Below are 22,607 nucleotides of genomic sequence, written 5' to 3'. Positions count from 1 at the left end.
TCGGTGAACCGGCAAGCTGCTTAAAGCAGTGGATCCAGGCCGCCGCGAGCATCGAGTTCATATAAATCATCGCAGCCGCCGATATGCCGGCCATCGATGAAAATCTGCGGCACGGTGGTGCGCCCGCTGCGCTCGATCATCACTTCACGCTTGGCGTTATCGCCGTCGATGGCGATCTCGTTAAACGCCGCGCCCTTGCTGTTCAACAGCGCCTTGGCGCGATGGCAGAACGGACAGGTCGCTTTGGTGTAGATATCAATGTTAGCCATGGATTGCCACCTCAAATAGGTTAAACGGTTACTTACCGCGCACCAGCGGCAGGTTTTCTCCACTCCAGCCGGAAATGCCGTCTTTCAGCATAGTCACCTTTTCAAAACCGGCCTTGCTCAGGTTCTCCGCCGGCTCGCGGGAGGCGGTGCCGTTGGCGCACACGACGATGATCGGCTGCGCTTTGTGTTTTTCCAGCTCGCCCAGGCTGCCGCTTTTGATTTCGCTGGCGGTCAGGTTGATGGCGTTGGCCAGGTGACCACGGCGAAAATCGTCGCGGCTGCGGGTGTCGACCACCACGGCTTCTTCTTTGTTGATCAGACGAATAGCTTCACCGCGGGCGATCTCTTTGACCTTGGAGAAACGGCTTTTGAAGGTCATGACGATCACGGCGACCAGCAGAGCGATCCAAGCCAGGCTCAGAATAGGGTGTCTGCTTACGAATGGCATAATTTCTTGCAGCATGGGGTGTAACAACTCCCGTCAGTTAAGGGATAAATAAGTCAAGGTTCCAGAGTATACCTGCCGAGTGCGGCAAATACAGCCAATAAGCAAGCGCGATTGCAGAAACTGCGGGCTGCGCTGAGAAATTCCCGACGTCAGAGCATAAAAGCCCGCGCGATTCGCCGCAACCTTGATCTCTTTGGGCTATTTATCGCCGGCGGCGATGTAAAATCAGCCGGTTTTTCGAGGGTGAATAGCCATGCTTGCGGCGGGCGCATGGCTATTCGCAGCTTAAAAAGTTCATAAGAGGTCAATGCAATGTCGAGCAACAAAAAACCGATGGTTCTGGTGATCCTGGACGGTTACGGCCACCGTGAAGAGCGGCAGGACAACGCGATCCTGAACGCCGGCACTCCGGTGATGGATCGCCTGTGGCGGGAGCAGCCGCATACGCTGATCGCCGCCTCCGGGCTGGATGTCGGCCTGCCCGATGGGCAAATGGGCAACTCCGAAGTCGGCCACGTCAACCTGGGCGCCGGGCGCATCGTGTACCAGGATCTGACCCGGCTGGACAAAGCGATCGCCGACGGCGACTTCTTCGCCAACCCGGTGCTGACCGCCGCGGTCGATAAGGCCGTAGCGGCCGGCAAGGCGGTGCACATCATGGGCCTGCTGTCGCCGGGCGGCGTGCACAGCCACGACGAGCACATTCTGGCCATGATCAAGCTGGCCGCCCAACGCGGTGCCCAAGCCGTTTATCTGCATGCCTTCCTCGACGGGCGCGACACGCCGCCGCGCAGCGCCGAAGCCCCGCTGCAACGCTGCCGCGACGCCTTCGCCGCATTGGGCGTCGGGCGCATCGCCTCGCTGATCGGCCGCTACTACGCGATGGACCGCGACAACCGCTGGGATCGCGTGCAGCTGGCCTATGACCTGCTGACCGCGGCCAAAGGCGAGGCCGTGGCCGAGGATGCGATCGCCGGGCTGCAGGCCGCTTATCAGCGCGGTGAAAACGACGAGTTCGTCAGACCGACCGTGATCCGCGCCGCCGGTGAGGCCGATGCCGCGATGCAGGACGGCGACGCGTTGATCTTCATGAACTTCCGCGCCGATCGCGCGCGCCAGATCACCCGCGCCTTCGTGAACGCGGATTTCGACGGTTTCCCGCGCGCCAAACAGGTGCAGTTCGGCGATTTCGTGATGCTGACCGAATACGCCGCCGACATCGCGACCGCCTGCGCCTATCCGCCGGCGTCGCTGGCCAACACCTTCGGCGAATGGCTGATGAAGCACGACAAAACCCAGCTGCGCATCTCGGAAACCGAAAAATACGCCCACGTCACCTTCTTCTATAACGGCGGCGTGGAAGCGCCGTTCAAGGGCGAAGACCGCGTGCTGGTCAACTCGCCGAAGGTCGCCACCTACGATCTGCAGCCGGAGATGAGCGCCGCCGAGCTGACCGACAAGCTGCTGAGCGCCATCCGCAGCGGCAAATACGACGCCATTATCTGCAACTACCCGAACGGCGACATGGTGGGGCATACCGGCGTGTATGAAGCGGCGGTCAAAGCGGTGGAAACGCTGGACGCCTGCATCGCCCAGGTGGTTGATGCGGTGCGCGACGTCGACGGTCAGCTGCTGATCACCGCCGATCACGGCAACGCCGAGCAGATGCGCGATCCGGCCACCGGCCAGGCGCACACCGCCCACACCAGCCTGCCGGTGCCGCTGATTTACGTCGGTAAACCGGCGCGGGCGGTCGAAGGCGGCAAGCTTTCGGACATCGCGCCAACCCTGTTAACGCTGATGGGAATGGAAATCCCGCAAGAGATGACTGGTAAGCCGCTGTTCATCGTGGAATAATCCTTCTCCATGAGGGAGAAGGCGTTTTTTGCACTATCAAGGGTAACCCGAAGCGCAAACGCAGGCAGCCGGCCGCTGCCTGAACGCACCGCGCCAAGGACGTTCACCGCCATGTGCGCCAGCGTATTTTGCGCTGGCGTCTTGCTGTTGCCGCTCGCCGGCCAGGCGGCGGAGGACAATAAATCCCAGCTGAAAGACATCCAGCAGAGCATCGCCGAGAAAGAAAAGGCGGTGAAGCAGCAGCAACAGCAGCGCAGCTCGCTGCAGGATCAGCTGCGTCAGCAGGAAAAAACCATCGCCCAGGCCAGCCGCCAGCTGCGCGACACCCAGAGCACGCTCACCCAGTTGGGCAAGGACATTGCCGGCCTGAACGCCTCGATAGCCAAACTGCAAAAGCAGCAATCAACCCAACAAAATCTCCTCGCCAAACAGCTCGACGCCGCCTTCCGGCAAGGGCAGCACAGCGCCGTGCAGCTGATCCTCAGCGGTGAAGAAAGCCAGCGCAGCGAACGTATTCTGGCCTATTTCGGCTATCTGAACGAAGCGCGTCAGAAAACCATCGAAGAGCTGAAGCAGACCCGCGCCGAGCTGGCGAAGCAAAAAACCACGCTGGTGGCCAAACAGGGCCAGCAAAAATCCTTACTGAGCGAGCAACAGACGCAGCAGCAGAAGCTGGAGCAGGCGCGCGGCGCCCGCAAGAAAACGCTGACCGCGCTGGAAGCCTCGCTGGAAAAAGACCAACAACGCCTGGTGGAACTGCGCCAGAACGAAGCCCGCATGCGCGACAAGATCGCCCGGGCGGAGCGCGAAGCCCGTGCGCGCGCCGAACGCGAAGCGCGTGAAGCGGCCAAGGTGCGCGAACAGGTGCGCATCAAGGAGCAGCAGGCGAAGAAAACCGGCACCACCTACAAACCTAGCGAAGCCGATCGCTCGCTGATGGCACGAACCGGCGGCCTCGGTCGTCCGGCCGGCCAGCTGATGTGGCCGGTGCGCGGGCGCACGCTGCACGGCTTTGGCGAACAGCAGCAGGGCGAGCTACGCTGGAAAGGCATGGTGATCGAAGCCCGCGAAGGCAGCGAAGTGAAAGCCGTCGCCGATGGCCGCGTGCTGCTGGCCGACTGGCTGCAAGGCTATGGCCTGATGGTGGTGGTCGAACACGGTAAAGGCGACATGAGCGTGTACGGCTACAACCAGAGCGCGTTGGTCAACGTCGGGGCGCAGGTGCGCGCCGGCCAGCCGATCGCTCTGGTCGGCACCAGCGGCGGCCAGGGAACGCCGTCGCTCTATTTCGAAATCCGTCGTCAGGGACAGGCGGTTAACCCACTGCCGTGGTTGGGAAGATAGATTTGCGCTATGTCAAAACCCGTACAGCTCTGTTAATAGGCTGTCTGCTGCAGGTTTACGCTGCGCAGGCAGGAAAACTCTCCATCGTCATCGATGACGTGGGCTACCGCCCTCACGAAGAAAACGCGGTGCTGCAAATGCCGACGGCGATCTCGGTCGCGGTGTTGCCCAACGCGCCGCATGCCCGCCTGATGGCCACCCGCGCCCACAGCCAGGGCCGCGAAGTCTTGATCCACATGCCGATGGCGCCGCTCAGCAAGCAGCCGCTGGAGCGCGATACCCTGCAGCCTTCCATGAGCAGCGACGAGATCCAGCGCATCATCCGCAACGCGGTGAACAACGTGCCCTACGCGGTCGGCATGAACAACCACATGGGCAGCGCCATGACCTCCAGCCTGCCGGGCATGCAGAAAGTGATGCAGGCGCTCGAAAGCTACCGACTGTATTTCCTCGACAGCATGACCATCGGCAGCAGCCAGGCGACCCGCGCCGCGGCCGGCACCGGCGTGAAGGTGATCAAACGCAAGGTGTTCCTCGACGATACCGCGAACGAAGCCGACATCCGCCGCCAGTTCAACCGCGCGGTCGAATTGGCGCGGCGCAACGGCTCCGCCATCGCCATCGGCCACCCGCGCCCGGCGACGGTGAAGGTGCTGCAGCAGATGCTGCCGTCGCTGCCCGCCGATATCGTGCTGGTCAAGCCAAGCGCGCTGCTGAACGAACCGCAGGGCAACGGCGGCTACGTCCCACCGGCGGTCAAACCGCAAAAACCGCAGCCAAAGAACCCGTTCAGCGGCGGCATCAAGCAGTGCAAGGTCAAACCGCCGAAGGAAAAAACCAACGCCGGCACCGCGTTGGGCGTCATCGCCGACAGCATCGCCACCTCGCCGCCGGTGACCTTCATCAAGCGTCATTGGCAGCACTGGACGCAAGCCAAACCGCAAGCGTAAAAAAAGGGCCGGAATTCCGGCCCTTGTCACGTCTGCCGAGATTAATCCCAGCTCAGCACCACTTTACCCGACTTGCCGGAGCGCATGGCGTCGAAGCCCTGCTGGAACTCGTCGATCGAGAATCGGTGGGTGATGATCGGGCTCAAATCCAGACCGGACTGGATCAGCGCCGCCATCTTGTACCAGGTTTCGAACATTTCGCGGCCGTAAATCCCTTTGATAAACAGCCCTTTGAAGATGACCTGGTTCCAGTCGATCGACATATCCGAAGGCGGAATGCCCAGCATGGCGATGCGTCCGCCGTGGTTCATCGCATTGAGCAGCGTGCGGAACGCCGGCGGCGCGCCGGACATTTCCAGACCGACGTCGAACCCTTCGGTCATGCCCAGCTCGGCCATCACGTCGCTGAGGTTTTCCTTGCTGACGTTCACCGCGCGGGTCACACCCATCTTGCGCGCCAGTTCCAGGCGGTATTCGTTAACGTCGGTGATCACCACATGGCGAGCGCCGACGTGTTTGCACACCGCCGCCGCCATGATGCCGATCGGGCCGGCGCCGGACACCAGCACGTCTTCCCCAACCAGATCGAACGACAGCGCGGTGTGCACCGCGTTGCCGAACGGATCGAAGATCGAAGCCAGTTCGTCGGAGATGTTATCCGGGATCTTGAAGGCGTTGAACGCCGGGATCACCAGGTATTCCGCAAAGCTGCCCGGACGGTTCACGCCCACGCCGACGGTGTTGCGGCACAGGTGCGTGCGGCCGCCGCGGCAGTTGCGGCAATGGCCGCAGGTGATGTGGCCTTCGCCGGACACGCGATCGCCGATGCTGAAGCCTTTGACTTCCTGACCGATCGCCACCACTTCGCCGACGTATTCATGGCCGACCACCATCGGAACCGGAATGGTTTTTTGCGACCACTCGTCCCAGTTGTAGATATGCACATCGGTGCCGCAGATCGCGGTTTTGCGGATTTTGATCATGATGTCATTGTGGCCCAGCTCCGGCTGAGGCACGTCGGTCATCCAAATCCCTTCTTCCGCTTTCAGTTTTGACAGTGCTTTCATGGTTTTACCTTATGCAATAACGCCAAGATCCTTACCGATACGTGTAAACGCCGCCACTGCGCGTTCGATTTGCTCCGGGGTGTGGTCGGCAGACATCTGGGTACGGATGCGCGCCTGGCCTTTCGGCACCACCGGATAGAAGAAACCGGTCACATAGATGCCTTCCTTGAGCAACGCATTGGCGAATTCCTGCGCCAGCTTCGCCTCACCCAGCATCACCGGGATGATGGCATGATCGGCGCCGGCCAACGTGAAGCCGGCGGCGGTCATTTTTTCGCGGAACAGACGCGCGTTGGCCCACAGGCGATCGCGCAGGGCATCGCCCTCTTCCAGCAGTTCCAGCACTTTGATCGACGCGGCGACGATCGCCGGCGCCAGCGAGTTGGAGAACAGGTACGGGCGCGAACGCTGACGCAGCCACTCCACCACTTCTTTCCTGGCGGCGGTGTAGCCGCCGGACGCGCCGCCCAGCGCTTTGCCTAACGTACCGGTGATGATATCGACGCGACCCATCACTTCACAGTATTCATGGGTGCCGCGCCCGTTGGCGCCGACAAAGCCCACCGCGTGGGAGTCATCCACCATCACCAGCGCCTGGTATTCGTCCGCCAGATCGCACACCCCTTTCAGGTTGGCGATCACGCCGTCCATCGAGAAGACGCCGTCGGTGGCGATCAGGATGTGGCGCGCGCCGTCGGCTTTGGCCTGCTTCAGCTGCGCGGCCAGCTCGGCCATGTCGTTATTGGCGTAGCGATAGCGCTTGGCCTTGCACAGGCGCACGCCGTCGATGATCGACGCGTGGTTCAGCGCATCGGAGATAATGGCGTCTTCCGGGCCGAGCAGGGTTTCGAACAGCCCGCCGTTGGCATCGAAGCAGGAGGAGTAGAGGATCGCGTCTTCCATGCCCAAGAAGGCCGCCAGTTTCTGTTCCAGCTGCTTGTGGCTGTCCTGGGTGCCGCAGATGAAGCGCACCGACGCCATGCCGAAACCGTGGCTGTCCATGCCCGACTTGGCGGCGGCGATCAGCGCCGGATGGTTGGCCAGGCCCAGGTAGTTATTGGCGCAGAAGTTGATCACATGGCTGCCGTCGGCGACGGCGATATCCGCCTGTTGCGCGGAGGTGATGATGCGTTCCTCCTTGAACAGCCCTTCACTGCGAGTGGCGGCAAGCTGTTGTTCCAACTGCTGATAAAAAGACGCTGACATTCGGTTATCTCCAGGATTGGGCTATTTGCGGCATATTTTACTGATTTGTAACCAAACTGACGAGAATGCGCGGGAGAGAATATTAAAATTGCAGCAGATATCACGGCAAAAAGCGGACTTCAATGGCAATGCGGGATATTCGGAGCCCTTCCGCTGTTTGCCGCGGCATGAAATGCTATTATAACCGCCATTGAGCGTGGGGCATTGTGCCCCGCCAGGCAGCTTAGCAGGGGTAACCCAATGATTATCGTCACAGGCGGCGCCGGCATGATCGGCAGCAACATCATTAAGGCACTGAACGACAAGGGATATCGCGATATCCTGGTGGTGGATAACCTGAAAGACGGCACCAAGTTCGTCAACCTGGTCGATCTGGACATCGCCGACTATATCGATAAAGAAGACTTTATCGCCAGCATCGTGGCCGGTGACGATCTGGGCGATATCGAAGCGGTCTTCCACGAAGGCGCCTGCTCCGCGACCACCGAGTGGGACGGCAAGTACATGATGGACAATAACTATCAGTACTCCAAAGACCTGCTGCACTACTGCCTGGATCGCGAAATCCCGTTCCTGTACGCCTCCTCCGCCGCCACTTACGGCGGCCGCGAAGAGTTCATCGAAGAGCGTGAGTATGAAGCGCCGCTCAACGTGTACGGCTACTCCAAATTCCTGTTCGATCAGTACGTGCGCGAGATCCTGCCGGAAGCGGACTCGCAGATCTGCGGCTTCCGCTACTTCAACGTTTACGGCCCGCGCGAAGGCCACAAAGGCAGCATGGCCAGCGTCGCCTTCCACCTGAATACCCAGATCAACCGCGGCGAAAACCCGAAACTGTTCGCCGGCAGCGAAAACTTCAAGCGTGACTTCATCTACGTCGGCGACGTGGCGGCGGTTAACCTGTGGTTCTGGGAAACCGGCAAATCCGGCATCTTCAACTGCGGCACCGGCCGGGCGGAAACCTTCCAGGCGGTGGCCGACGCGGTGGTGGACTTCCACCAGAAGGGCGCGGTGGAATACATCGAGTTCCCGGAGAAGCTGAAGGGCCGCTATCAGGCGTACACCCAGGCCGATCTGACCAAGCTGCGCGCCGCCGGCTACGACGCACCGTTCAAAACGGTCGCCGAAGGGGTGAAAGAGTATATGGCCTGGTTGAACCGCACCGCATAAGCTGAAGGAATTAACGCTGGGTATGAAAATACTGGTTATCGGCCCTTCTTGGGTTGGCGACATGATGATGTCGCAAAGTCTCTATCGCACCCTGAAGGCCGAATACCCGTCGGCGGAGATCGATGTGATGGCGCCGGCCTGGTGCCGCCCGCTGCTGGCGCGCATGCCGGAAGTCAATCAGGCGCTGGCGATGCCGCTGGGCCACGGCGCGCTGGGGCTCGGCGAGCGCCGCCGCCTGGGGCGCACCCTGCGCGCCAACCGTTACGATCGCGCTTACGTTCTACCCAACTCGTTCAAATCCGCGCTGGTGCCCTTCTTCGCCGATATCCCGCAGCGCACCGGCTGGCGGGGCGAAATGCGTTACGGCCTGCTGAACGACGTCCGCGTGCTCGACAAGGCGGCCTTCCCGCTGATGGTGCAACGCTACGTGGCGCTGGCCTATGACAAAGGCCGCATTCAGCGCGCCGACGATCTGCCGCAGCCGCTGCTGTGGCCACAGCTGCAGGTGAGCGACGAAGAGATCGCCGACACCACCGCAGCCTTCAACCTGACCGACAGCCGGCCGATCGTCGGCTTCTGCCCGGGCGCGGAGTTCGGCCCCGCCAAACGCTGGCCGCACTATCACTACGCGACGCTGGCTCAGCGGCTGATCGAGAACGGCTATCAGATCGCGCTGTTCGGCTCGGCGAAAGATCACGAGGCCGGCGAACAGATCCGCGCCGCGCTGCAGGAAGACGCCCGCGATTTCTGCCTTAACCTGGCCGGAAAAACCCAGCTGGAGCAGGCGGTGATCCTGATCGCGGCCTGCCGGGCGGTGGTCAGCAACGACTCCGGTTTAATGCACGTTGCCGCAGCGTTGAACAAACCGCTGATAGCCTTGTACGGCCCAAGCAGCCCCGACTTCACGCCGCCGCTCTCGGACAAGGCGCGGGTAATTCGCCTGATCAGCGGCTACCACAAGGTGCGTAAGGGCGATGCCGAGCAGGGATACCACCAAAGTTTGATCGATATTCAGCCGCAGCAAGTGTTGGACGCGCTGACGCCGCTACTTGTCGCCAGCGAGGAATAGTCATGCAGGTGTTAATCGTAAAAACCTCCTCAATGGGGGACGTACTGCATACGCTGCCCGCCCTGACCGACGCGCTGCAGGCCATTCCCGATATCCGCTTCGACTGGGTGGTGGAAGAAGGTTTCAGCCAAATCCCGACCTGGCACCCGGCGGTGGATCGCGTGATCCCGGTGGCCATTCGCCGCTGGCGCAAGAACTGGTTCGGCAACGACACCCGGCAACAGCGCTGCGACTTCAAGCGCGCGCTGCAAGAACGCCGTTATGACGTAGTGATCGACGCGCAGGGCCTGATCAAAAGCGCCGCGCTGATCACGCGCATCGCCAAAGGCAATAAACATGGCCTGGACTGCAAGAGCGCGCGCGAGCCGTTCGCCAGCTGGTTCTACAACGTGCGCCATGAGATAGACAAGCAGCAGCACGCGGTGGAACGCACGCGCGAACTGTTCGCCAAAAGCCTTGGCTACGATAAACCGGGCAGCTACGGCGATTACGCAATCGCCGCGCGCTTTCTCAGCAGCCCGCCGGCCGATGCCGGGCGGTATTTGGTGTTTTTGCACGCGACGACGCGTGACGACAAGCACTGGCCGGAGCAAAACTGGCGCGAGCTGATCGCGCTGACGGCGGACAGCGGGTTGAAGATCAAACTGCCGTGGGGTGCAGAGCATGAACATCAGCGCGCGCTGCGCTTGGCGGAAGGTTTTTCACATGTCGAAGTGCTGCCGAAGCTCAGCCTGCAGCAGGTGGCCGAGGTGCTGGCCGGCGCCAAGGGCGTGGTCTCGGTCGACACCGGGCTCAGCCATTTGACCGCCGCGCTCGACAAACCGAACATCACGCTGTTCGGGCCGACCGATCCCGGCCTGATCGGCGGCTACGGGCAAAATCAGCACTCGTTGATTTCGCCGGAAAAAAGCATGGCGACAATCGACGCCGATACGGCATGGCAGGCGTTGCAAAAGGTTATAGCATGAAAAAACTGCACATTATCAACCTGGGTAAAATGGGCGGCGTCGAACGCCTGTTCCTGCAGTACATCAACGATACCACCGACGGCAGCAACCAGGTCTTGTGCATCAGCGGCGACATTGGCGAAGAAATCCGCCGCCAGTTGCCTGCGCATCAGCCCGTCACCTTCGCCAACCGCCTGATCAATGCGCTGCCGTTGCGCTGCCCGCAGTTCCTGCGCAAATTTTTGCTGAAGTGGAAAATCGAGCGGGCGAACGCCGACGTGGTGATCGTCTGGGACCTGGTGCCGGGGCTGGCGGCCAAACCCAAGCGCGGCAAGCTGGTTTACTACGATCACGGCTGCTCCTGGCGTTACCCCAAGAATAAAAAGACGCTGCGTTTCTTCGCCATGCTGGACGGCGTCATTTCCGCCTCACACGCGTCGAAGCGGGTGATGGAGCTGCGCTTTAATCTGCCTTGCCCAAATCACGTGGTGATCAACCGCATCAAAACGCCGGCGGGGATCGACACTGCGCCGAAAACCCTGTCGCAGCCGGTCAGGATCGGTACTGCCTCACGCCTGGTCAGCCTGAAAGGCATCAGCGTGTCATTATTGATGATGCAGGAACTGCTGCGGCGCGGGCATGACGTCACGCTGGAAGTGGCCGGCAAAGGGCCGGATCGCGCGGCGTTCGAGGCGCTGGCGGCCCGGCTACAGCTCGGCGATCGCGTCACCTTCAGCGGTTATCAGGATGACGTCGCCGGCTTCTTCAATCGCACGCACATCTACATGAGCACGCCGATCACCGAGCCGTTCGGCTTGTCCTGCATGGAATCGCTCTATTTCGGCGTGCCGGTCATCTTCCCGCAGGTCGACGGCCAGCCGGAAGCGGTGAAAGACGGGGTCTGCGGCATTGGCCTGACGCCGTCGGTCACCATCGAACAACACCGGCAGCTCACCGATATCGAGGTCGACTTCCCGCATGAGGTCTACGATCCGTTGACCGACAGCCTGGTCGCGCCCAAGCTGCTGTCGCATATCGATTGTGCGGATGCCGTTGAGAAATTGCTGGAGCGAGAAACCTACCAGACTCTGAGCCGAAATGCGCAGCGCTATCCTGCGGAACATTTTAACTATGCTCAGTTCAAAGTTGAATTCGACGACACGCTGCGATCCTTTATCGCTTAATTGAAACGTGAGCCGGAAAATACGCCCGATGCTAAAACACAGAACGCCGCACCCTGCCTTCAGCTATCTGATCTATCTGGGGTGCGCCATCGCTTTTTGCACCATTCCTTTCGGTTCCGCGACCGGACGCAATCTGTTTTACGTTTCCAGCTACATCGCCTTTATCGCCGTTTGCCTGTACCCGCGCTACTACTTCAGCAACGTTAGAAACCTGCTGCTGCCCGCGCTGATGTTCAGCGTGGGCATGGGAACCATCCTCTGGATGCATCACTTCAAACAGCCGGGTGAGTACATCAATATTTATCGCTCTTATATGTCGACCGGCAAACTGCAGCTCGCGACCGCTTTCATCTTGCTGATTGCGCTCAATGAGCGGTTGTGCGTACAGCGCCTGCTGATCGTTGTGGCTCTCGCCACCGGTCTGGCGATCAACGGTTATTCCCTCTATCAGGGGCTGCGTCTGGATATCCCGCGCGTAGAGCTCAACTTCGATCGCGCCACGGTCGCCGCCTATCTGATGACCGCCATCGATCTGGTCATGATGCAAGCCATCCTGATGCTGCGCACCCGCTACCGCCTGGTGTTGTACATTGCGGCATTCCTGCTGTCCTTCTCTGCGCTGGTGCTCACCGGCACGCGCGCGGCCATGTTGGTCTATCCGGTGGCGGTCTGCCTGTCGCTGCTGGCCACCAAGCAGTTGGTTTCCAGAAAACACAAGCTTGCGTTGGTGGCCTCGGTACCGCTGCTGCTCGTAGCCTGCGGCCTGGTGTTTAAACCGCAGATAGAAGAACGCATTCAGGCTTTTGAGACCGACATGCGCCTGATGGACCAGCCGCAGACTGAAAACTCCATCATTTCCCGGCTGTCGATGCAAACGCTGGCATGGCATACCGGGTCACAAGCCCCGTGGGGCCAATCCGCCGAACAGCGCGGCGAAGAGATCCGTGCGATGGTCGCACAGCAACCCCGCCTGTCTGGCGTCATGCCCTACATCAACGTCCACCTGCACAACGAGCTGCTGGAAACTTACTCGCTCAAGGGCGTCTGGGGCGTACTGCTGCTGCTGGCGCTGTATGTCAGCCTGTTTTTCTCTTCCTTCCGGCCACAGCGCAACGCGCTGCTGCTGAGCGTCAGCGCCAGCCTGTTCGTTTACGGCCTGAGCGACGTCATCTTCTTCAGCACGGAAGGTACCGCCATGTTCGGCCTGGCGCTGATCGCCGCCGTTCTTTCCGTCACGAAACAGCCCCCTGTTCAGGAGCCCACCCCGTGAATCCTCAGCAGCCGCTGCTCAGCGTTATCGTGCCGTTTTATAATAACGAAGCGTTCGTTATCGCTGCGCTGGATTCGTTATTTGCACAGATTAGCGACGATATCGAGGTGGTGATCATCGACGATGGCTCCACCGACGCCTCCGGCGCGCTGGTCAGCCAATATCTGGCGCAGCGGCGGCACCCGCGCGTGGTCTTTACTTCACAGGCCAACGGCGGCATTGCGCACGCCCGCAACGTCGGCTTACGTCTGGCCACCGGACGCTATATCACCTTCCTCGACGGCGACGATCTGCTGAGCGACGACTATCTGGCGCTCCTGCGCCCCCAGCTTACCGCCGGTGAATATGACCTGATCGATTTTAATTATCAGAAGTTCACCGAGCATCCGCCGACACCGGATAACCGCGCGGCGCGGCCCGTAGCCTACGACTTTTCACAATTGGGACTGGGCAGCCTGCAACCGCTGTTTGCACGCTCGATGTGGCATCTCTGGAGCCGGGTATATAAACGCACGCTGCTGGCAGGGGAAGCGTTCGAAGAAGGCAGGCGCTACGAAGACGTGATTTTTACGCCTTTTCAGTATTTCAAAACTCGCCGCATCGCCCATCTTGACGGCGAACTCTACTTCTATCGGGACAACAGCCAGGGCATCACCCGCAATATCAAACCCAAAGATATTGAAGATATGTTGTTCGCCATGGAGAAGATGCTGCGTTTTGTGGCGCAGCATCCCGGGGATGAGCCGCTGCGCCGGTTGGCCGCCCTGATGCTGGCCAACTGCTTTTCCGAGGTGAAAAGCATGTCGAAGGCAGTATACGGTTATTATCATTACGCGCCGGCAACGCTGCACATCCTGCGCTGCGCCGCCGACGTCTGCCGCAACAGCGACGTGCCGGGCAAAAAAGTCCGCCAGATGCGCTATGCGCGAGTGGATACCTTTCTTTCTAAGCTGCGCGGGCGCAGGCCGCGCTAACCGCATCGGCCTGGCGGCCGATGGGTCGTCTCGCCTTTAGCGCGCTAAAGGCACGTGTGCGACCAGCTCGTCATAAATCCGCTGCGGTTGGATGACCCCCATCGGGCTTTCCGCCTCCAGCGGCATCGTATAACCGGTACGCGACACCTGAATGATGCGGTGCAGTTCAGCATCCTGAATCGGCCCGGTGGAGCGTGAGTCGGCGGTCACGAACAGGCTGATGGTTTTCACCTTCAACGCCACCGCCAAGTGCAGCGGCCCGGTATCGCCGGTGACCAGAACATGGAAACTGTCAATCAACGTCAGCAAGCCTTGCAGCCCCGTTTTACCGATCTGGTTATCCACGCTGGCCTGCGTTTGCGGGCCGATCAGGCTCATAAACTGTTTGGCCTTGCCGTCGTCAAACGGTGCGCCAATCAGCACGATGCGTACATTAGGGTGCTTCGCCACCAGCTCATCGGCCAGCCGCGCATAGTGCGAAACCGGCCAGCAACGCGACTCCGTAGATGCCCCCAATTGAAACCCGATGGTGGGATGCTCGCTGCTTTTGACGCCGCGCTGATAATCCACGGGAATTTCCATCGTCGGATCGTCGCTGCGGCAGCCCAAAATGGAAATCAGCTCCAGCTTGCGGCGCACGAAGTGGCCGTAATAATGGAAGACATAGTTGGTCAGCCAAGGCTCCAGCCCGCAAATGCCCGAACTGTAGTTATCGCGGATAATGTACTTCGCCCCGGCCAGTACGGCGCTGATGATGTCATAAGGCAGATGGGAGTGCAGGATCAGCGCCAAATCCGGCTGATGTTCGCGCAGCGATTTCAGCAATGGGCGGATCGTCTTGATCTTGCTGTCCCAATACACCACGCGATCGTAATAGCGGCCGTTTTCCACCAGCTCGCGGTTTTTCTTGTGCACCACCAGCGTGATGTGCGCATTGGGGTAGCGTTCCCGCATCGCCCTCAATGCCGGCGTGTTGAACATGAAGTCGCCCAACGCCGTGGTGGAATAGATGACGATATTGTCAAACTGCTGGGCGCCGTCGAACGTCGCCTTGTCTTGAAAACGGCCGTACTTCGCCGTATAGCGCCGCAAGAACCAGTCGGCAACCTTGATTTTCCATTTTTTCGACATGTGCGTGCTTAATTCGCTTTAAGTTGATAATACTCGGCCAGCGTCATGCCCACCGTGCGCTGCTGCAGCCAGTCAAACAGCTGTTCCAGATCGCGGTACAGCACTTCGATATCCTGCTCGGTTTTGAACGTCGGGCTGCCGCCCGGCATGAACTCGGAGGAGTGCAGCATAAACTCGACGTAGTCATGCCCCTGCGCCAGCGACGCTTCAGCCACGCTTATCATCTTGGCCACGTTGCCGCCACTTGGCCGCAGCCAGTTGACGGACGGCGAACGCCGCTTGCCGCGCAGCCGATCATAACCTTGCTTGAACGCGTTCATCAGCGCCGAGTGCTTGTACTGAATGCTCATCGGCACTTCCAGCAGCGCCGAAGCGCCCGGTTTGGCAATGTTCTGCGGATCGATGAAATAGGCCTGCGACGGGAACCGGCTGTAATCGGTGCCGCCGTTGCCCTGCGGATTGCCGGGCGAAAACTGCCAGTTGACGCGCGGCGTCACCGAGCAGTCGACCTGATAGCCATACTCCAGCAGCAGCGAGGCATAATATTCGTTGAACGCCCAGCGGCCGGCGCGATGGCTGAGCATTTTGGTCTGGAAGGCATCTTCCAGCAGCTTGGTCATGTGATCGACCTTGGCGCGGATCTGATCGGCGGGATACTCGATCAAATACGGTTTGTGGCGCCAGTCGTCGTCGGTGAGCGGCGTTAGCGGCGGGCTGTTCCAGGCGTGCAGGTGCATGCCGACTTCACCCGCGCCGCGGGCGATCACGTCACGCGCGAACTCGACGTAAGCCGGATCCATCGCCATTTCATAGTTGGTGAGATAAACCGGTTTGAAGGCGTATTTTTCGCACAATGCCTGAAAGCGCGGCAAGAAACGCGTGTTTTCGGTCGCGATGCGATCGTGGTTTTGCCACAGATTATCGCCTTCGGTATCAATGGTGATGAGAAACGCCGGTTTAGTCATGAATATCGAGCCTGATATCAACAGAATGCACTATGTTACGCAGCCCGTTTCGCCAGGGCAAACGACTTTGCTGCCTGGTTTGGACAACATTGAAACGCATTCGTCCCCGGCTCGACGACTTTTTTGCGGCCCGGCAAGAAAACCTTGCAACAGTAGCCACATGCGATCGGGTCATTTAGAATCAAAGATTGGTTTCCCAGAAAGCGACTCATGATGAACGACGCGCCAGCCCCAACTTCCGCCCCATCCGTACAGCGTATTTTGATCATAAAACTGCGCCATCACGGCGATATGCTGCTGGTCACGCCGGTCATCAGCAGCCTGCGGCAAAACTACCCGCAGGCGCAGATCGATGTGCTGCTGTATCAGGAAACGCAGGAGATGCTGGCCAGTAATCCGGAACTGTCGACGCTGTTCGCCATCGACCGCCAATGGAAAAAACAGGGCGCCCGCGCGCATCTGGGGCACGAACTGGCGCTGCTGCGCCGCCTGAAGGCGCAGCGCTACGATCTGGTGGTCAACCTGGCCGATCAGTGGCGCAGCGCCATCCTCACGCGCCTGACCGGCGCGCGCATCCGTCTGGGCTTCGATTTCCCTAAACGCCGCGGCTTCCTGTGGCGCCACTGCCACACGCAGCTGGTGCCGGTCGACAATCACGCCCACCTGCATACCGTCGAACAAAACCTCTCGCTGCTGGCGCCGCTGAACCTGCCCGCGCTCAGTGATCATGTGACCATGAGTTACGATCCGCAGGATTGGCAGGCATGTGAGCAACGGTTGCAGAAACAGGGCGTCACCGGCAGTTATATTGTGGTGCAGCCCACCTCGCGCTGGTTCTTCAAATGCTGGAGCGAAGAGAAAATGGCCGCCACCCTCACCGCCTTGCAGGCCGACGGCCACCAGCTGGTGATCACCTCCGGCCCCGACGCCAGAGAACAAGCCATGGTAGAGCGCATTTTGGCGCTCTGCCCGCCGCAGGGCGTGATTTCGTTAGCCGGCCAGCTGACGCTGCGCCAGCTGGCCGCCCTGATCGACCACGCCAAGCTGTTTATCGGCGTGGATTCGGTGCCGATGCACATGGCCGCCGCGCTGCACACGCCGTGCGTAGCGCTGTTCGGCCCTTCCAAGCTGACTTTCTGGCGGCCGTGGCAGGCTACCGGCGCCGTGATCTGGGCCGGCGACTTCGGCGAACTGCCCGATCCGGACGCCATCAATACCGGCACCGACGAACGGTATCTCGACCTTATTCCTACAGACGCGGTGATTGCAGCCGCGCGGAGCACGCTGGCATGAAAGCATTTCGTTTGGCGATCGTTCGCCAAAAATACCGCCCGGACGGCGGGGCCGAACGTTTCGTTTCCCGCGCCCTGGAGGCGCTGGAGCAACAGGATCTCGATCTGAACGTCATCACCCGCGAATGGCAGGGTGACGCCAATCCCAACTGGCATATCCACCTGTGCAACCCGCTAAAACTCGGCCGCATCAGCCGCGAACGGGGCTTCGCCGTGGCGGCCAGGGCGCTGTGGCAGAAAGAGCATTTTGATCTGGTGCAAAGCCACGAGCGCATTCCCGGCTGCGACATCTACCGCGCCGGCGACGGCGTACACCGCCGCTGGCTGCTGCAACGCGCGCGTCTGCTGCCGGAATGGCGCCGCAAATGGCTGTTCTCCAACCGTTATCACCGCTATGTGATGTGCGCCGAACGCGCCATGTATGCCGCACCGGAGCTGAAAGCCGTCATCTGCAACGCCGAGATGATCAAGCAGGAAATCATCGCGGACTTTGGCGTGCCCGCCGACAAAATCACGGTGATCTATAACGCCATCGATAATCAAAAGTTCCCGCCCGCCGACGAGGCCCTGCGCCAACGTCTGCGCGAGCAGTATCAGATCCCGCAACAGGCGCACTGCCTGATTTTCGTCGGTTCCGGCTTTGAGCGCAAAGGGCTGGCGGCCGCCATCCGCGCCGTGGCAGCGACCGACAGCCACCTGTTGGTGGTCGGCAAAGACAAGGCCGAAAAACGCTACCGGGCGCTGGCACAGTCGCTGGGCTGCAGCGATCGGGTTCACTTTATGGGCGTGCAGAAGCAGACCTTGCCGTTTTATCAGGCCGCAGATGCGCTGCTGCTGCCGACGCTGTACGATCCGTTCCCGAATGTGATTCTGGAAGCGATGTCGTGCGGCCTGCCGGTTATCACCAGCACCACCTGCGGCGGCGCCGAGTTTATCACCCCCGGCCAGAACGGCTTCGTGACCGATGCACTCGACGTACCGGCCATCGCGGAGGCCATTCGCGCGCTGCCGCGCCAGGCGCTGGGATCATCCATGGGCGAAGCGGCAAGACTGCGTATTATGCCGGCTACGCCGGCGCATCTGTCCGAACAGCTTATTTCCCTCTATAACCGGTTACTGGATTAGCTATGCGTATTCTGATGATCATCGACGGCCTGCCGGGAGGCGGCGCGGAAAAAGTGGTGCTGACCCTGTGCCAGGGCATGCAGCAACAGGGGCATGACGTCAGTCTGATCTCGCTGCGCGACGTCTGCAATTACCCTATCCCGCCGGGCATTGATTATCAGGTGGTGGCCGATCGCAGCCGCGCCCCCTGGCGCAAGCTGACCGAGCTGTCGCGCCGCGCCGGCGCGCTGGATCGGGCGATAGCCGAACACGAGCGCCAACACGGCGCGTTCGATCTGGTGTTCTCCAACCTGCATAAAACCGATCGCATCGTCAGCCGCAGCAAGCGGTTGGCCGCGGATCGCCTGTGGTTCTGCATTCACGGCATTCTCTCCACCTCCTACCTCGGCCACCGCAAGGGCCTGGATCGCTGGCTGAAGCAACGCAAAATCGCCAACGTTTACCAGGGAAGAAATATCGTCGCCGTTTCACGGGCGGTCGGCGACGATCTGCAGCAGAACTTGCCGATCCGCCCGCGCCGGCTGGCGGTCATCAACAACCCGTTCGATATCGACGCCATCCAGCAACAGGCGGCGATGCCTTGCGAACTGGCCGGCCAGGACTATCTGGTGCACGTCGGCCGCTTTCACGCCACCAAGCGGCATGACCGCCTGCTGAAAGCCTATGCGCACTCCGGCATTCAGGCGCCGCTGGCCTTGATCGGCGCCGGGGACGACGCCAGAGTCGCCGAGGTCAAACGTCTGGCGACAGACCTGGGCATTGCAGAGCGCGTGCTGTTTCTCGGTTTCCAGGCTAATCCCTACCCGTTTATTCGCCATGCCTCGCTGCTGGTGCTCAGCTCCGACAGCGAAGGGTTTGGCAACGTGCTGGTAGAATCGCTGCTGTGCGGCACACCGGTGGTCAGCACTCGTTGTCCGGGTGGCCCTGCGGAAATTCTGGAAAAAGCCGGCATGGCTAACGCGCTGGCGGAATTAAACGAAGCGTCGCTGGCAGAAAAAATGGCGGAGATTTACGCCAATCCGCCGCAGATAAATCAACAGCAATTGCTGAGCTATGGGCTTGAGCCTATTTGCCGCCAATATCTGGAACTGGAAAGAAAATAATAAAGAATGAAATAAGGCAGGGGATGCCTGCCTTATTTTCTTCACTAGCTGAGCGCCTGCATTTTCTGCCAAACCTCATCGACAGAAACATCCTCACAGTGCCCCGACTCACTTTGCAAAATATGATGACGGCCGGTCCATGGATGCCAGGAGGCTTTATCGGTATCGCCAAAGAACACTACCATGTCCTTATTCAACGCGGCGGCAAGATGCATCTGCCCACCGTCGCTGCACAGCACCCGGTCGCATAAATCAAACCCGCCCAACAGCTCACGCACCGACGCCGTCGGATAAAGCGCGACGCGTTCGTTTTGACACAGCGCCAGCAGCTGTTCGGCGCGCTGCTGGTCGCCGATGTCGTCCGGCGCCAGGGTGCCCTGCGGCGACCAGAAGATCAGCACGCCGGTGTGGGGATCGGCAACCAGACGGTTGATGATTTCGGCATAGCGTTCAACCGGCCAACGCCTTTTCGGGCTGCGGCTGCTAATGTGCACGGCGCATACGCGCTCGACCGGCGGCAGACGCTCCTGCAGCCGTTGCGCCGCCAATTGCCGCTCTTCAGGCGTCAGAAACACCCGCACCGGCGGGATCGGAATGGATTGATCGGTTATCGCCGATAAATAGCTGTAGGTATGTTCGACCTGATGTTGACCGCGGAAATCGTCCTTGCGGAACGGGCGATGAATATCTTTCGTGCCCAAATCGGCGCCGATGATATGGGTGGCGCCAGCCATTTTCGCTAAACGTAAACTGTATTTGCAAGGCACCGGGTTGGCCAGAATGACCGCATCGAATTTTATTTTGCGCAGCTTCAGGAAGATCATCAGACGCTCGAAATAAACGCCCAGCGTGGTCTCATTTTTCGCCTTGTGCTTGGCCTTTTTATAGACAAAGACTTTCTCGAGATGAGGGTTGTTTTTAACGACGTCCTGGCTGACTTTATTGATCAGCAGATAAACTTTTGCGTCCGGATAGGCAATTTTCACCCCTTCAATCAAGGGCGTGGTGCAAACAAGATCGCCGATGTTATCGCGGCGAATAATTAAAATATTCTTCATTCCGAGCCTGTCGGCGAAATCGCTCGCCGGTTGTCTGAAACTGACACCCAAGGTTACCAAATTAGCGCCTTTCCCTTCCAGTTATGGTACTATTCCGAATAACCCATATAAATGAAATTGATAGAATGTTGCTGCGTTTATATCAGGTACTACTCTACCTCATCCAACCCCTGATCTGGCTCCGCTTACTGCTGCGCAGCCGCAAAGCTCCAGCCTACCGTAAACGCTGGGCGGAACGCTATGGCTTCTGCGCCGGGAAAGTCGTGCCAGGCGGCATCATGCTGCATTCCGTCTCCGTCGGCGAAACGCTGGCGGCCATCCCGCTGGTGCGGGCGCTGCGCCATCGTTACCCCGCTTTGCCGATAACTGTGACCACAATGACCCCAACAGGTTCAGAACGCGTCCAGTCCGCTTTCGGCAAAGACGTGCATCATGTCTATCTGCCCTACGATCTGCCCGGCTCCATGAACCGCTTCCTCGATCAGGTGAATCCCAAGCTGGTGATCATCATGGAAACCGAGCTGTGGCCCAACCTGATCAACGCGCTGCATCAGCGGCAGATCCCCCTGGTGATCGCCAATGCGCGCCTGTCGGCCCGCTCCGCCGCCGGCTATAAGAAAATTGGCGGATTCATGCGCGATATGCTGCGCCGCATCACGCTGATCGCCGCCCAGAACCAGGAAGACGGCGATCGGTTTATCGAGCTGGGCCTGAAGCGCTCTCAGCTGGCCGTGACCGGCAGCCTGAAGTTCGATATCTCCGTCACCCCGGAGCTGGCCGCCCGCGCCGTTACGCTGCGCCGCCAATGGGCGCCGCGCCGCCCGGTGTGGATCGCCACCAGTACCCATGACGGGGAAGAAACCATCCTGCTGGAAGCGCACCGCAAACTGCTGGAAAAACACCCCGATCTGCTGCTGATCCTGGTGCCGCGTCACCCGGAGCGCTTTCCGACCGCCAAGGAGCTGGTGCAGAAAGCCGGCTTCAGCTACACCCTGCGCAGCAGCGGCGAAATTCCGTCCGGCAGCACCCAGGTGGTGATCGGCGATACTATGGGCGAGCTGATGCTGCTGTACGGCATCGCCGATCTGGCCTTTGTCGGCGGCAGCCTGGTGGAACGCGGCGGTCACAACCCGCTGGAAGCCGCCGCGCACGCCATCCCGGTGTTGATGGGCCCGCATACCTTCAACTTCAAAGACATCTGCGCCAAGCTTTCGCAGGCCGAAGGCCTGATCACCGTGACCGACGTGGATTCGCTGGTGAAGGAAGTGGAAACCCTGCTGACCGACGAAGACTACCGCCGCTACTACGGCCGCCATGCGGTGGAAGTGCTGTATCAGAATCAGGGAGCGCTGCAGCGCCTGCTGCAGCTGCTGGAACCGCACCTGCCGCCCCGGAGCCACTAAATGAGCAGCCGCAAAAGCCTGTCGGTGGTGATGATCGCCAAAAACGAAGCCGGGCTGTTACCGGACTGTCTGCGCTCGGTCGAGTGGGCCGATGAAATCATCGTGCTGGACTCCGGCAGCGAGGACGACAGCGTCGCCATCGCCGAAAGCCTGGGCGCCAAAGTCTTCACGCACACCGACTGGCAAGGGTTCGGCAAGCAGCGCCAGCTGGCGCAAAGCTACGCCAGCCATGACTACGTTCTGATGATCGACGCCGACGAACGCGTCACGCCCGAGCTGCGGCAATCCATCGAACGGGTGTTGAACGCGCCGGACGACGGCGCCGTCTACAGCTGTGCGCGGCGCAATCTGTTCCTTGGCCGCTTCATGCGCCACAGCGGCTGGTATCCCGACCGCGTCAACCGCCTGTACGCCAACCGACGCTATCGCTATAACGACGATCTGGTGCACGAATCGCTGAACATCGGCGGCGCCAAAGTGATCCCCCTCAGCGGCGATATGCTGCACCTGACCTGCCGCGATTTCTTCGCCTTCCAGCGCAAACAGCTGCGCTACGCCGAAGAGTGGGCGACGCAACGCCACCGGGCCGGCAAGCGTTGCGGCTACCTGTCTATCCTGACCCACACGCTCGGCGCCTTCGTCAAAACCTGGCTGCTGCGGGCCGGCTTCCTCGACGGTAAACAGGGGTTGCTGTTAGCGGTGGTCAACGCGCAATATACCTTCAATAAATATGCCGCATTATGGGCATTGGGCCGCAACTACTCAGAGAAGTGAA

General features: G+C 60.3%; 21 protein-coding genes. 14 read left to right on the top strand and 7 right to left on the bottom strand.

The annotated features are described in order from the left end of the window. Positions 1–20 precede the first annotated feature (20 nt). Positions 21–269, bottom strand: coding sequence for a glutaredoxin 3 (gene grxC, locus ABTW55_RS13000; protein ID WP_004931142.1), 249 nt, complete (start codon positions 267–269; stop codon positions 21–23). Positions 270–297: 28 nt separating this feature from the next. Continuing rightward, entirely contained in the window at positions 298–732 is a 435-nt protein-coding gene (locus ABTW55_RS12995; protein WP_033649725.1) for a rhodanese-like domain-containing protein, read from the bottom strand. A 297-nt stretch (positions 733–1,029) separates the two neighbouring features. Here ABTW55_RS12995 and gpmM point away from each other — a divergent pair, with 297 nt between their 5' ends. Genes gpmM through ABTW55_RS12980 form a run of 3 tightly spaced genes read left to right on the top strand, consistent with a single transcriptional unit; the run spans position 1,030 to position 4,868 of the window. Then, positions 1,030–2,574: a 2,3-bisphosphoglycerate-independent phosphoglycerate mutase gene (gene gpmM / locus ABTW55_RS12990; RefSeq protein WP_060423734.1), complete on the top strand. Its 1,545-nt coding sequence runs from the start codon at positions 1,030–1,032 to the stop codon at positions 2,572–2,574. Between the two features lie 9 nt (positions 2,575–2,583). Beyond that, complete coding sequence (envC, locus tag ABTW55_RS12985) at positions 2,584–3,918, top strand: murein hydrolase activator EnvC (RefSeq protein WP_060423731.1); 1,335 nt, start codon at positions 2,584–2,586, stop codon at positions 3,916–3,918. 2 nt (positions 3,919–3,920) lie between these two features. Continuing rightward, complete coding sequence (locus ABTW55_RS12980; protein WP_060423728.1) at positions 3,921–4,868, top strand: divergent polysaccharide deacetylase family protein; 948 nt, start codon at positions 3,921–3,923, stop codon at positions 4,866–4,868. A 41-nt stretch (positions 4,869–4,909) separates the two neighbouring features. Here the strand turns inward: ABTW55_RS12980 and tdh are convergent, their stop codons facing one another. Together tdh and kbl are read right to left on the bottom strand one after the other, a co-directional pair. Next, positions 4,910–5,935, bottom strand: coding sequence for an L-threonine 3-dehydrogenase (gene tdh / locus ABTW55_RS12975; RefSeq protein ID WP_033649729.1), 1,026 nt, complete (start codon positions 5,933–5,935; stop codon positions 4,910–4,912). 9 nt (positions 5,936–5,944) lie between these two features. Continuing rightward, the gene (kbl, locus tag ABTW55_RS12970; RefSeq protein WP_033636462.1) at positions 5,945–7,141 is read right to left on the bottom strand and encodes a glycine C-acetyltransferase; all 1,197 of its coding nucleotides are present in this window, start codon (positions 7,139–7,141) and stop codon (positions 5,945–5,947) included. 240 nt (positions 7,142–7,381) lie between these two features. On the opposite strand from kbl, the gene rfaD reads away from it, so the two are divergent. Genes rfaD through ABTW55_RS12940 form a run of 6 tightly spaced genes read left to right on the top strand, consistent with a single transcriptional unit; the run spans position 7,382 to position 13,755 of the window. Beyond that, positions 7,382–8,311, top strand: coding sequence for an ADP-glyceromanno-heptose 6-epimerase (rfaD, locus tag ABTW55_RS12965; RefSeq protein ID WP_016929696.1), 930 nt, complete (start codon positions 7,382–7,384; stop codon positions 8,309–8,311). A 22-nt stretch (positions 8,312–8,333) separates the two neighbouring features. Then, on the top strand, positions 8,334–9,380 hold the full coding sequence (rfaF, locus tag ABTW55_RS12960; RefSeq protein WP_060423724.1) for an ADP-heptose--LPS heptosyltransferase RfaF: 1,047 nt from the start codon (positions 8,334–8,336) through the stop codon (positions 9,378–9,380). Positions 9,381–9,382: 2 nt separating this feature from the next. Next, positions 9,383–10,348 (top strand): lipopolysaccharide heptosyltransferase RfaC, encoded by a 966-nt coding sequence (rfaC, locus tag ABTW55_RS12955; RefSeq protein ID WP_033636464.1) that lies wholly within the window; start codon positions 9,383–9,385, stop codon positions 10,346–10,348. Continuing rightward, positions 10,345–11,511 carry a glycosyltransferase gene (locus ABTW55_RS12950; RefSeq protein ID WP_033654528.1) on the top strand — a complete coding sequence of 389 codons (1,167 nt, stop codon included), beginning with the start codon at positions 10,345–10,347 and terminating at the stop codon, positions 11,509–11,511. The genes rfaC and ABTW55_RS12950 overlap by 4 nt, the downstream gene beginning before the upstream one ends. A 28-nt stretch (positions 11,512–11,539) precedes the next feature. Further along, entirely contained in the window at positions 11,540–12,781 is a 1,242-nt protein-coding gene (locus ABTW55_RS12945; RefSeq protein WP_033649733.1) for an O-antigen ligase, read from the top strand. After that, positions 12,778–13,755 carry a glycosyltransferase gene (locus tag ABTW55_RS12940; RefSeq protein ID WP_060423721.1) on the top strand — a complete coding sequence of 326 codons (978 nt, stop codon included), beginning with the start codon at positions 12,778–12,780 and terminating at the stop codon, positions 13,753–13,755. Before ABTW55_RS12945 ends, ABTW55_RS12940 begins: the two co-directional genes overlap by 4 nt. Positions 13,756–13,791: 36 nt before the next feature. On the opposite strand, the gene ABTW55_RS12935 is transcribed toward ABTW55_RS12940, so the two are convergent. Together ABTW55_RS12935 and ABTW55_RS12930 are read right to left on the bottom strand one after the other, a co-directional pair. Further along, positions 13,792–14,886: a glycosyltransferase family 9 protein gene (locus tag ABTW55_RS12935; protein ID WP_060423718.1), complete on the bottom strand. Its 1,095-nt coding sequence runs from the start codon at positions 14,884–14,886 to the stop codon at positions 13,792–13,794. 8 nt (positions 14,887–14,894) lie between these two features. Continuing rightward, the gene (locus ABTW55_RS12930) at positions 14,895–15,851 is read right to left on the bottom strand and encodes a polysaccharide deacetylase family protein (protein WP_033636469.1); all 957 of its coding nucleotides are present in this window, start codon (positions 15,849–15,851) and stop codon (positions 14,895–14,897) included. A gap of 210 nt (positions 15,852–16,061) precedes the next feature. Here ABTW55_RS12930 and rfaQ point away from each other — a divergent pair, with 210 nt between their 5' ends. From rfaQ to ABTW55_RS12915, 3 genes are read left to right on the top strand one after another with little or no spacing between them, the layout of a single operon-like run. After that, the gene (gene rfaQ, locus ABTW55_RS12925; protein WP_060423715.1) at positions 16,062–17,144 is read left to right on the top strand and encodes a putative lipopolysaccharide heptosyltransferase III; all 1,083 of its coding nucleotides are present in this window, start codon (positions 16,062–16,064) and stop codon (positions 17,142–17,144) included. Beyond that, a complete protein-coding gene (locus ABTW55_RS12920) occupies positions 17,141–18,268 on the top strand; it encodes a glycosyltransferase family 4 protein (protein WP_060423712.1) in 1,128 nt (375 codons plus the stop codon). The genes rfaQ and ABTW55_RS12920 overlap by 4 nt, the downstream gene beginning before the upstream one ends. A gap of 2 nt (positions 18,269–18,270) precedes the next feature. Further along, positions 18,271–19,371 (top strand): glycosyltransferase, encoded by a 1,101-nt coding sequence (locus tag ABTW55_RS12915; protein ID WP_033649738.1) that lies wholly within the window; start codon positions 18,271–18,273, stop codon positions 19,369–19,371. A gap of 44 nt (positions 19,372–19,415) precedes the next feature. Here ABTW55_RS12915 and ABTW55_RS12910 read toward each other — a convergent pair whose 3' ends face one another. After that, positions 19,416–20,429 carry a glycosyltransferase family 9 protein gene (locus tag ABTW55_RS12910; protein WP_047570013.1) on the bottom strand — a complete coding sequence of 338 codons (1,014 nt, stop codon included), beginning with the start codon at positions 20,427–20,429 and terminating at the stop codon, positions 19,416–19,418. A gap of 125 nt (positions 20,430–20,554) precedes the next feature. Here ABTW55_RS12910 and waaA point away from each other — a divergent pair, with 125 nt between their 5' ends. Beyond that, complete coding sequence (waaA, locus tag ABTW55_RS12905) at positions 20,555–21,832, top strand: lipid IV(A) 3-deoxy-D-manno-octulosonic acid transferase (protein WP_025304695.1); 1,278 nt, start codon at positions 20,555–20,557, stop codon at positions 21,830–21,832. Further along, the gene (locus ABTW55_RS12900) at positions 21,833–22,606 is read left to right on the top strand and encodes a glycosyltransferase family 2 protein (RefSeq protein ID WP_041037400.1); all 774 of its coding nucleotides are present in this window, start codon (positions 21,833–21,835) and stop codon (positions 22,604–22,606) included. Position 22,607: the final 1 nt, after the last annotated feature.

It is taken from the genome of Serratia sp. SM04 (assembly GCF_040280225.1).
GTDB classification, from domain to species: Bacteria; Pseudomonadota; Gammaproteobacteria; order Enterobacterales; family Enterobacteriaceae; genus Serratia; species Serratia sarumanii.
The sequence above is the reverse complement of the archived record's forward strand: the minus strand, read 5'-3'. Positions and strand labels throughout refer to the sequence as shown.

What these genes read in the sequence shown, in the direction of transcription:
- grxC (WP_004931142.1), bottom strand. Translation starts at nt 269, where the DNA reads ATGGCTAACATTGATATCTACACCAAAGCGACCTGTCCGTTCTGCCAT.
- ABTW55_RS12995 (WP_033649725.1), bottom strand. Translation starts at nt 732, where the DNA reads ATGCTGCAAGAAATTATGCCATTCGTAAGCAGACACCCTATTCTGAGC.
- gpmM (WP_060423734.1), top strand. Translation starts at nt 1,030, where the DNA reads ATGTCGAGCAACAAAAAACCGATGGTTCTGGTGATCCTGGACGGTTAC.
- envC (WP_060423731.1), top strand. Translation starts at nt 2,584, where the DNA reads ATGAGGGAGAAGGCGTTTTTTGCACTATCAAGGGTAACCCGAAGCGCA.
- tdh (WP_033649729.1), bottom strand. Translation starts at nt 5,935, where the DNA reads ATGAAAGCACTGTCAAAACTGAAAGCGGAAGAAGGGATTTGGATGACC.
- kbl (WP_033636462.1), bottom strand. Translation starts at nt 7,141, where the DNA reads ATGTCAGCGTCTTTTTATCAGCAGTTGGAACAACAGCTTGCCGCCACT.
- rfaD (WP_016929696.1), top strand. Translation starts at nt 7,382, where the DNA reads ATGATTATCGTCACAGGCGGCGCCGGCATGATCGGCAGCAACATCATT.
- rfaF (WP_060423724.1), top strand. Translation starts at nt 8,334, where the DNA reads ATGAAAATACTGGTTATCGGCCCTTCTTGGGTTGGCGACATGATGATG.
- rfaC (WP_033636464.1), top strand. Translation starts at nt 9,383, where the DNA reads ATGCAGGTGTTAATCGTAAAAACCTCCTCAATGGGGGACGTACTGCAT.
- ABTW55_RS12950 (WP_033654528.1), top strand. Translation starts at nt 10,345, where the DNA reads ATGAAAAAACTGCACATTATCAACCTGGGTAAAATGGGCGGCGTCGAA.
- ABTW55_RS12945 (WP_033649733.1), top strand. Translation starts at nt 11,540, where the DNA reads ATGCTAAAACACAGAACGCCGCACCCTGCCTTCAGCTATCTGATCTAT.
- ABTW55_RS12935 (WP_060423718.1), bottom strand. Translation starts at nt 14,886, where the DNA reads ATGTCGAAAAAATGGAAAATCAAGGTTGCCGACTGGTTCTTGCGGCGC.
- ABTW55_RS12930 (WP_033636469.1), bottom strand. Translation starts at nt 15,851, where the DNA reads ATGACTAAACCGGCGTTTCTCATCACCATTGATACCGAAGGCGATAAT.
- rfaQ (WP_060423715.1), top strand. Translation starts at nt 16,062, where the DNA reads ATGATGAACGACGCGCCAGCCCCAACTTCCGCCCCATCCGTACAGCGT.
- ABTW55_RS12920 (WP_060423712.1), top strand. Translation starts at nt 17,141, where the DNA reads ATGAAAGCATTTCGTTTGGCGATCGTTCGCCAAAAATACCGCCCGGAC.
- ABTW55_RS12915 (WP_033649738.1), top strand. Translation starts at nt 18,271, where the DNA reads ATGCGTATTCTGATGATCATCGACGGCCTGCCGGGAGGCGGCGCGGAA.
- ABTW55_RS12910 (WP_047570013.1), bottom strand. Translation starts at nt 20,429, where the DNA reads ATGAAGAATATTTTAATTATTCGCCGCGATAACATCGGCGATCTTGTT.
- waaA (WP_025304695.1), top strand. Translation starts at nt 20,555, where the DNA reads ATGTTGCTGCGTTTATATCAGGTACTACTCTACCTCATCCAACCCCTG.
- ABTW55_RS12900 (WP_041037400.1), top strand. Translation starts at nt 21,833, where the DNA reads ATGAGCAGCCGCAAAAGCCTGTCGGTGGTGATGATCGCCAAAAACGAA.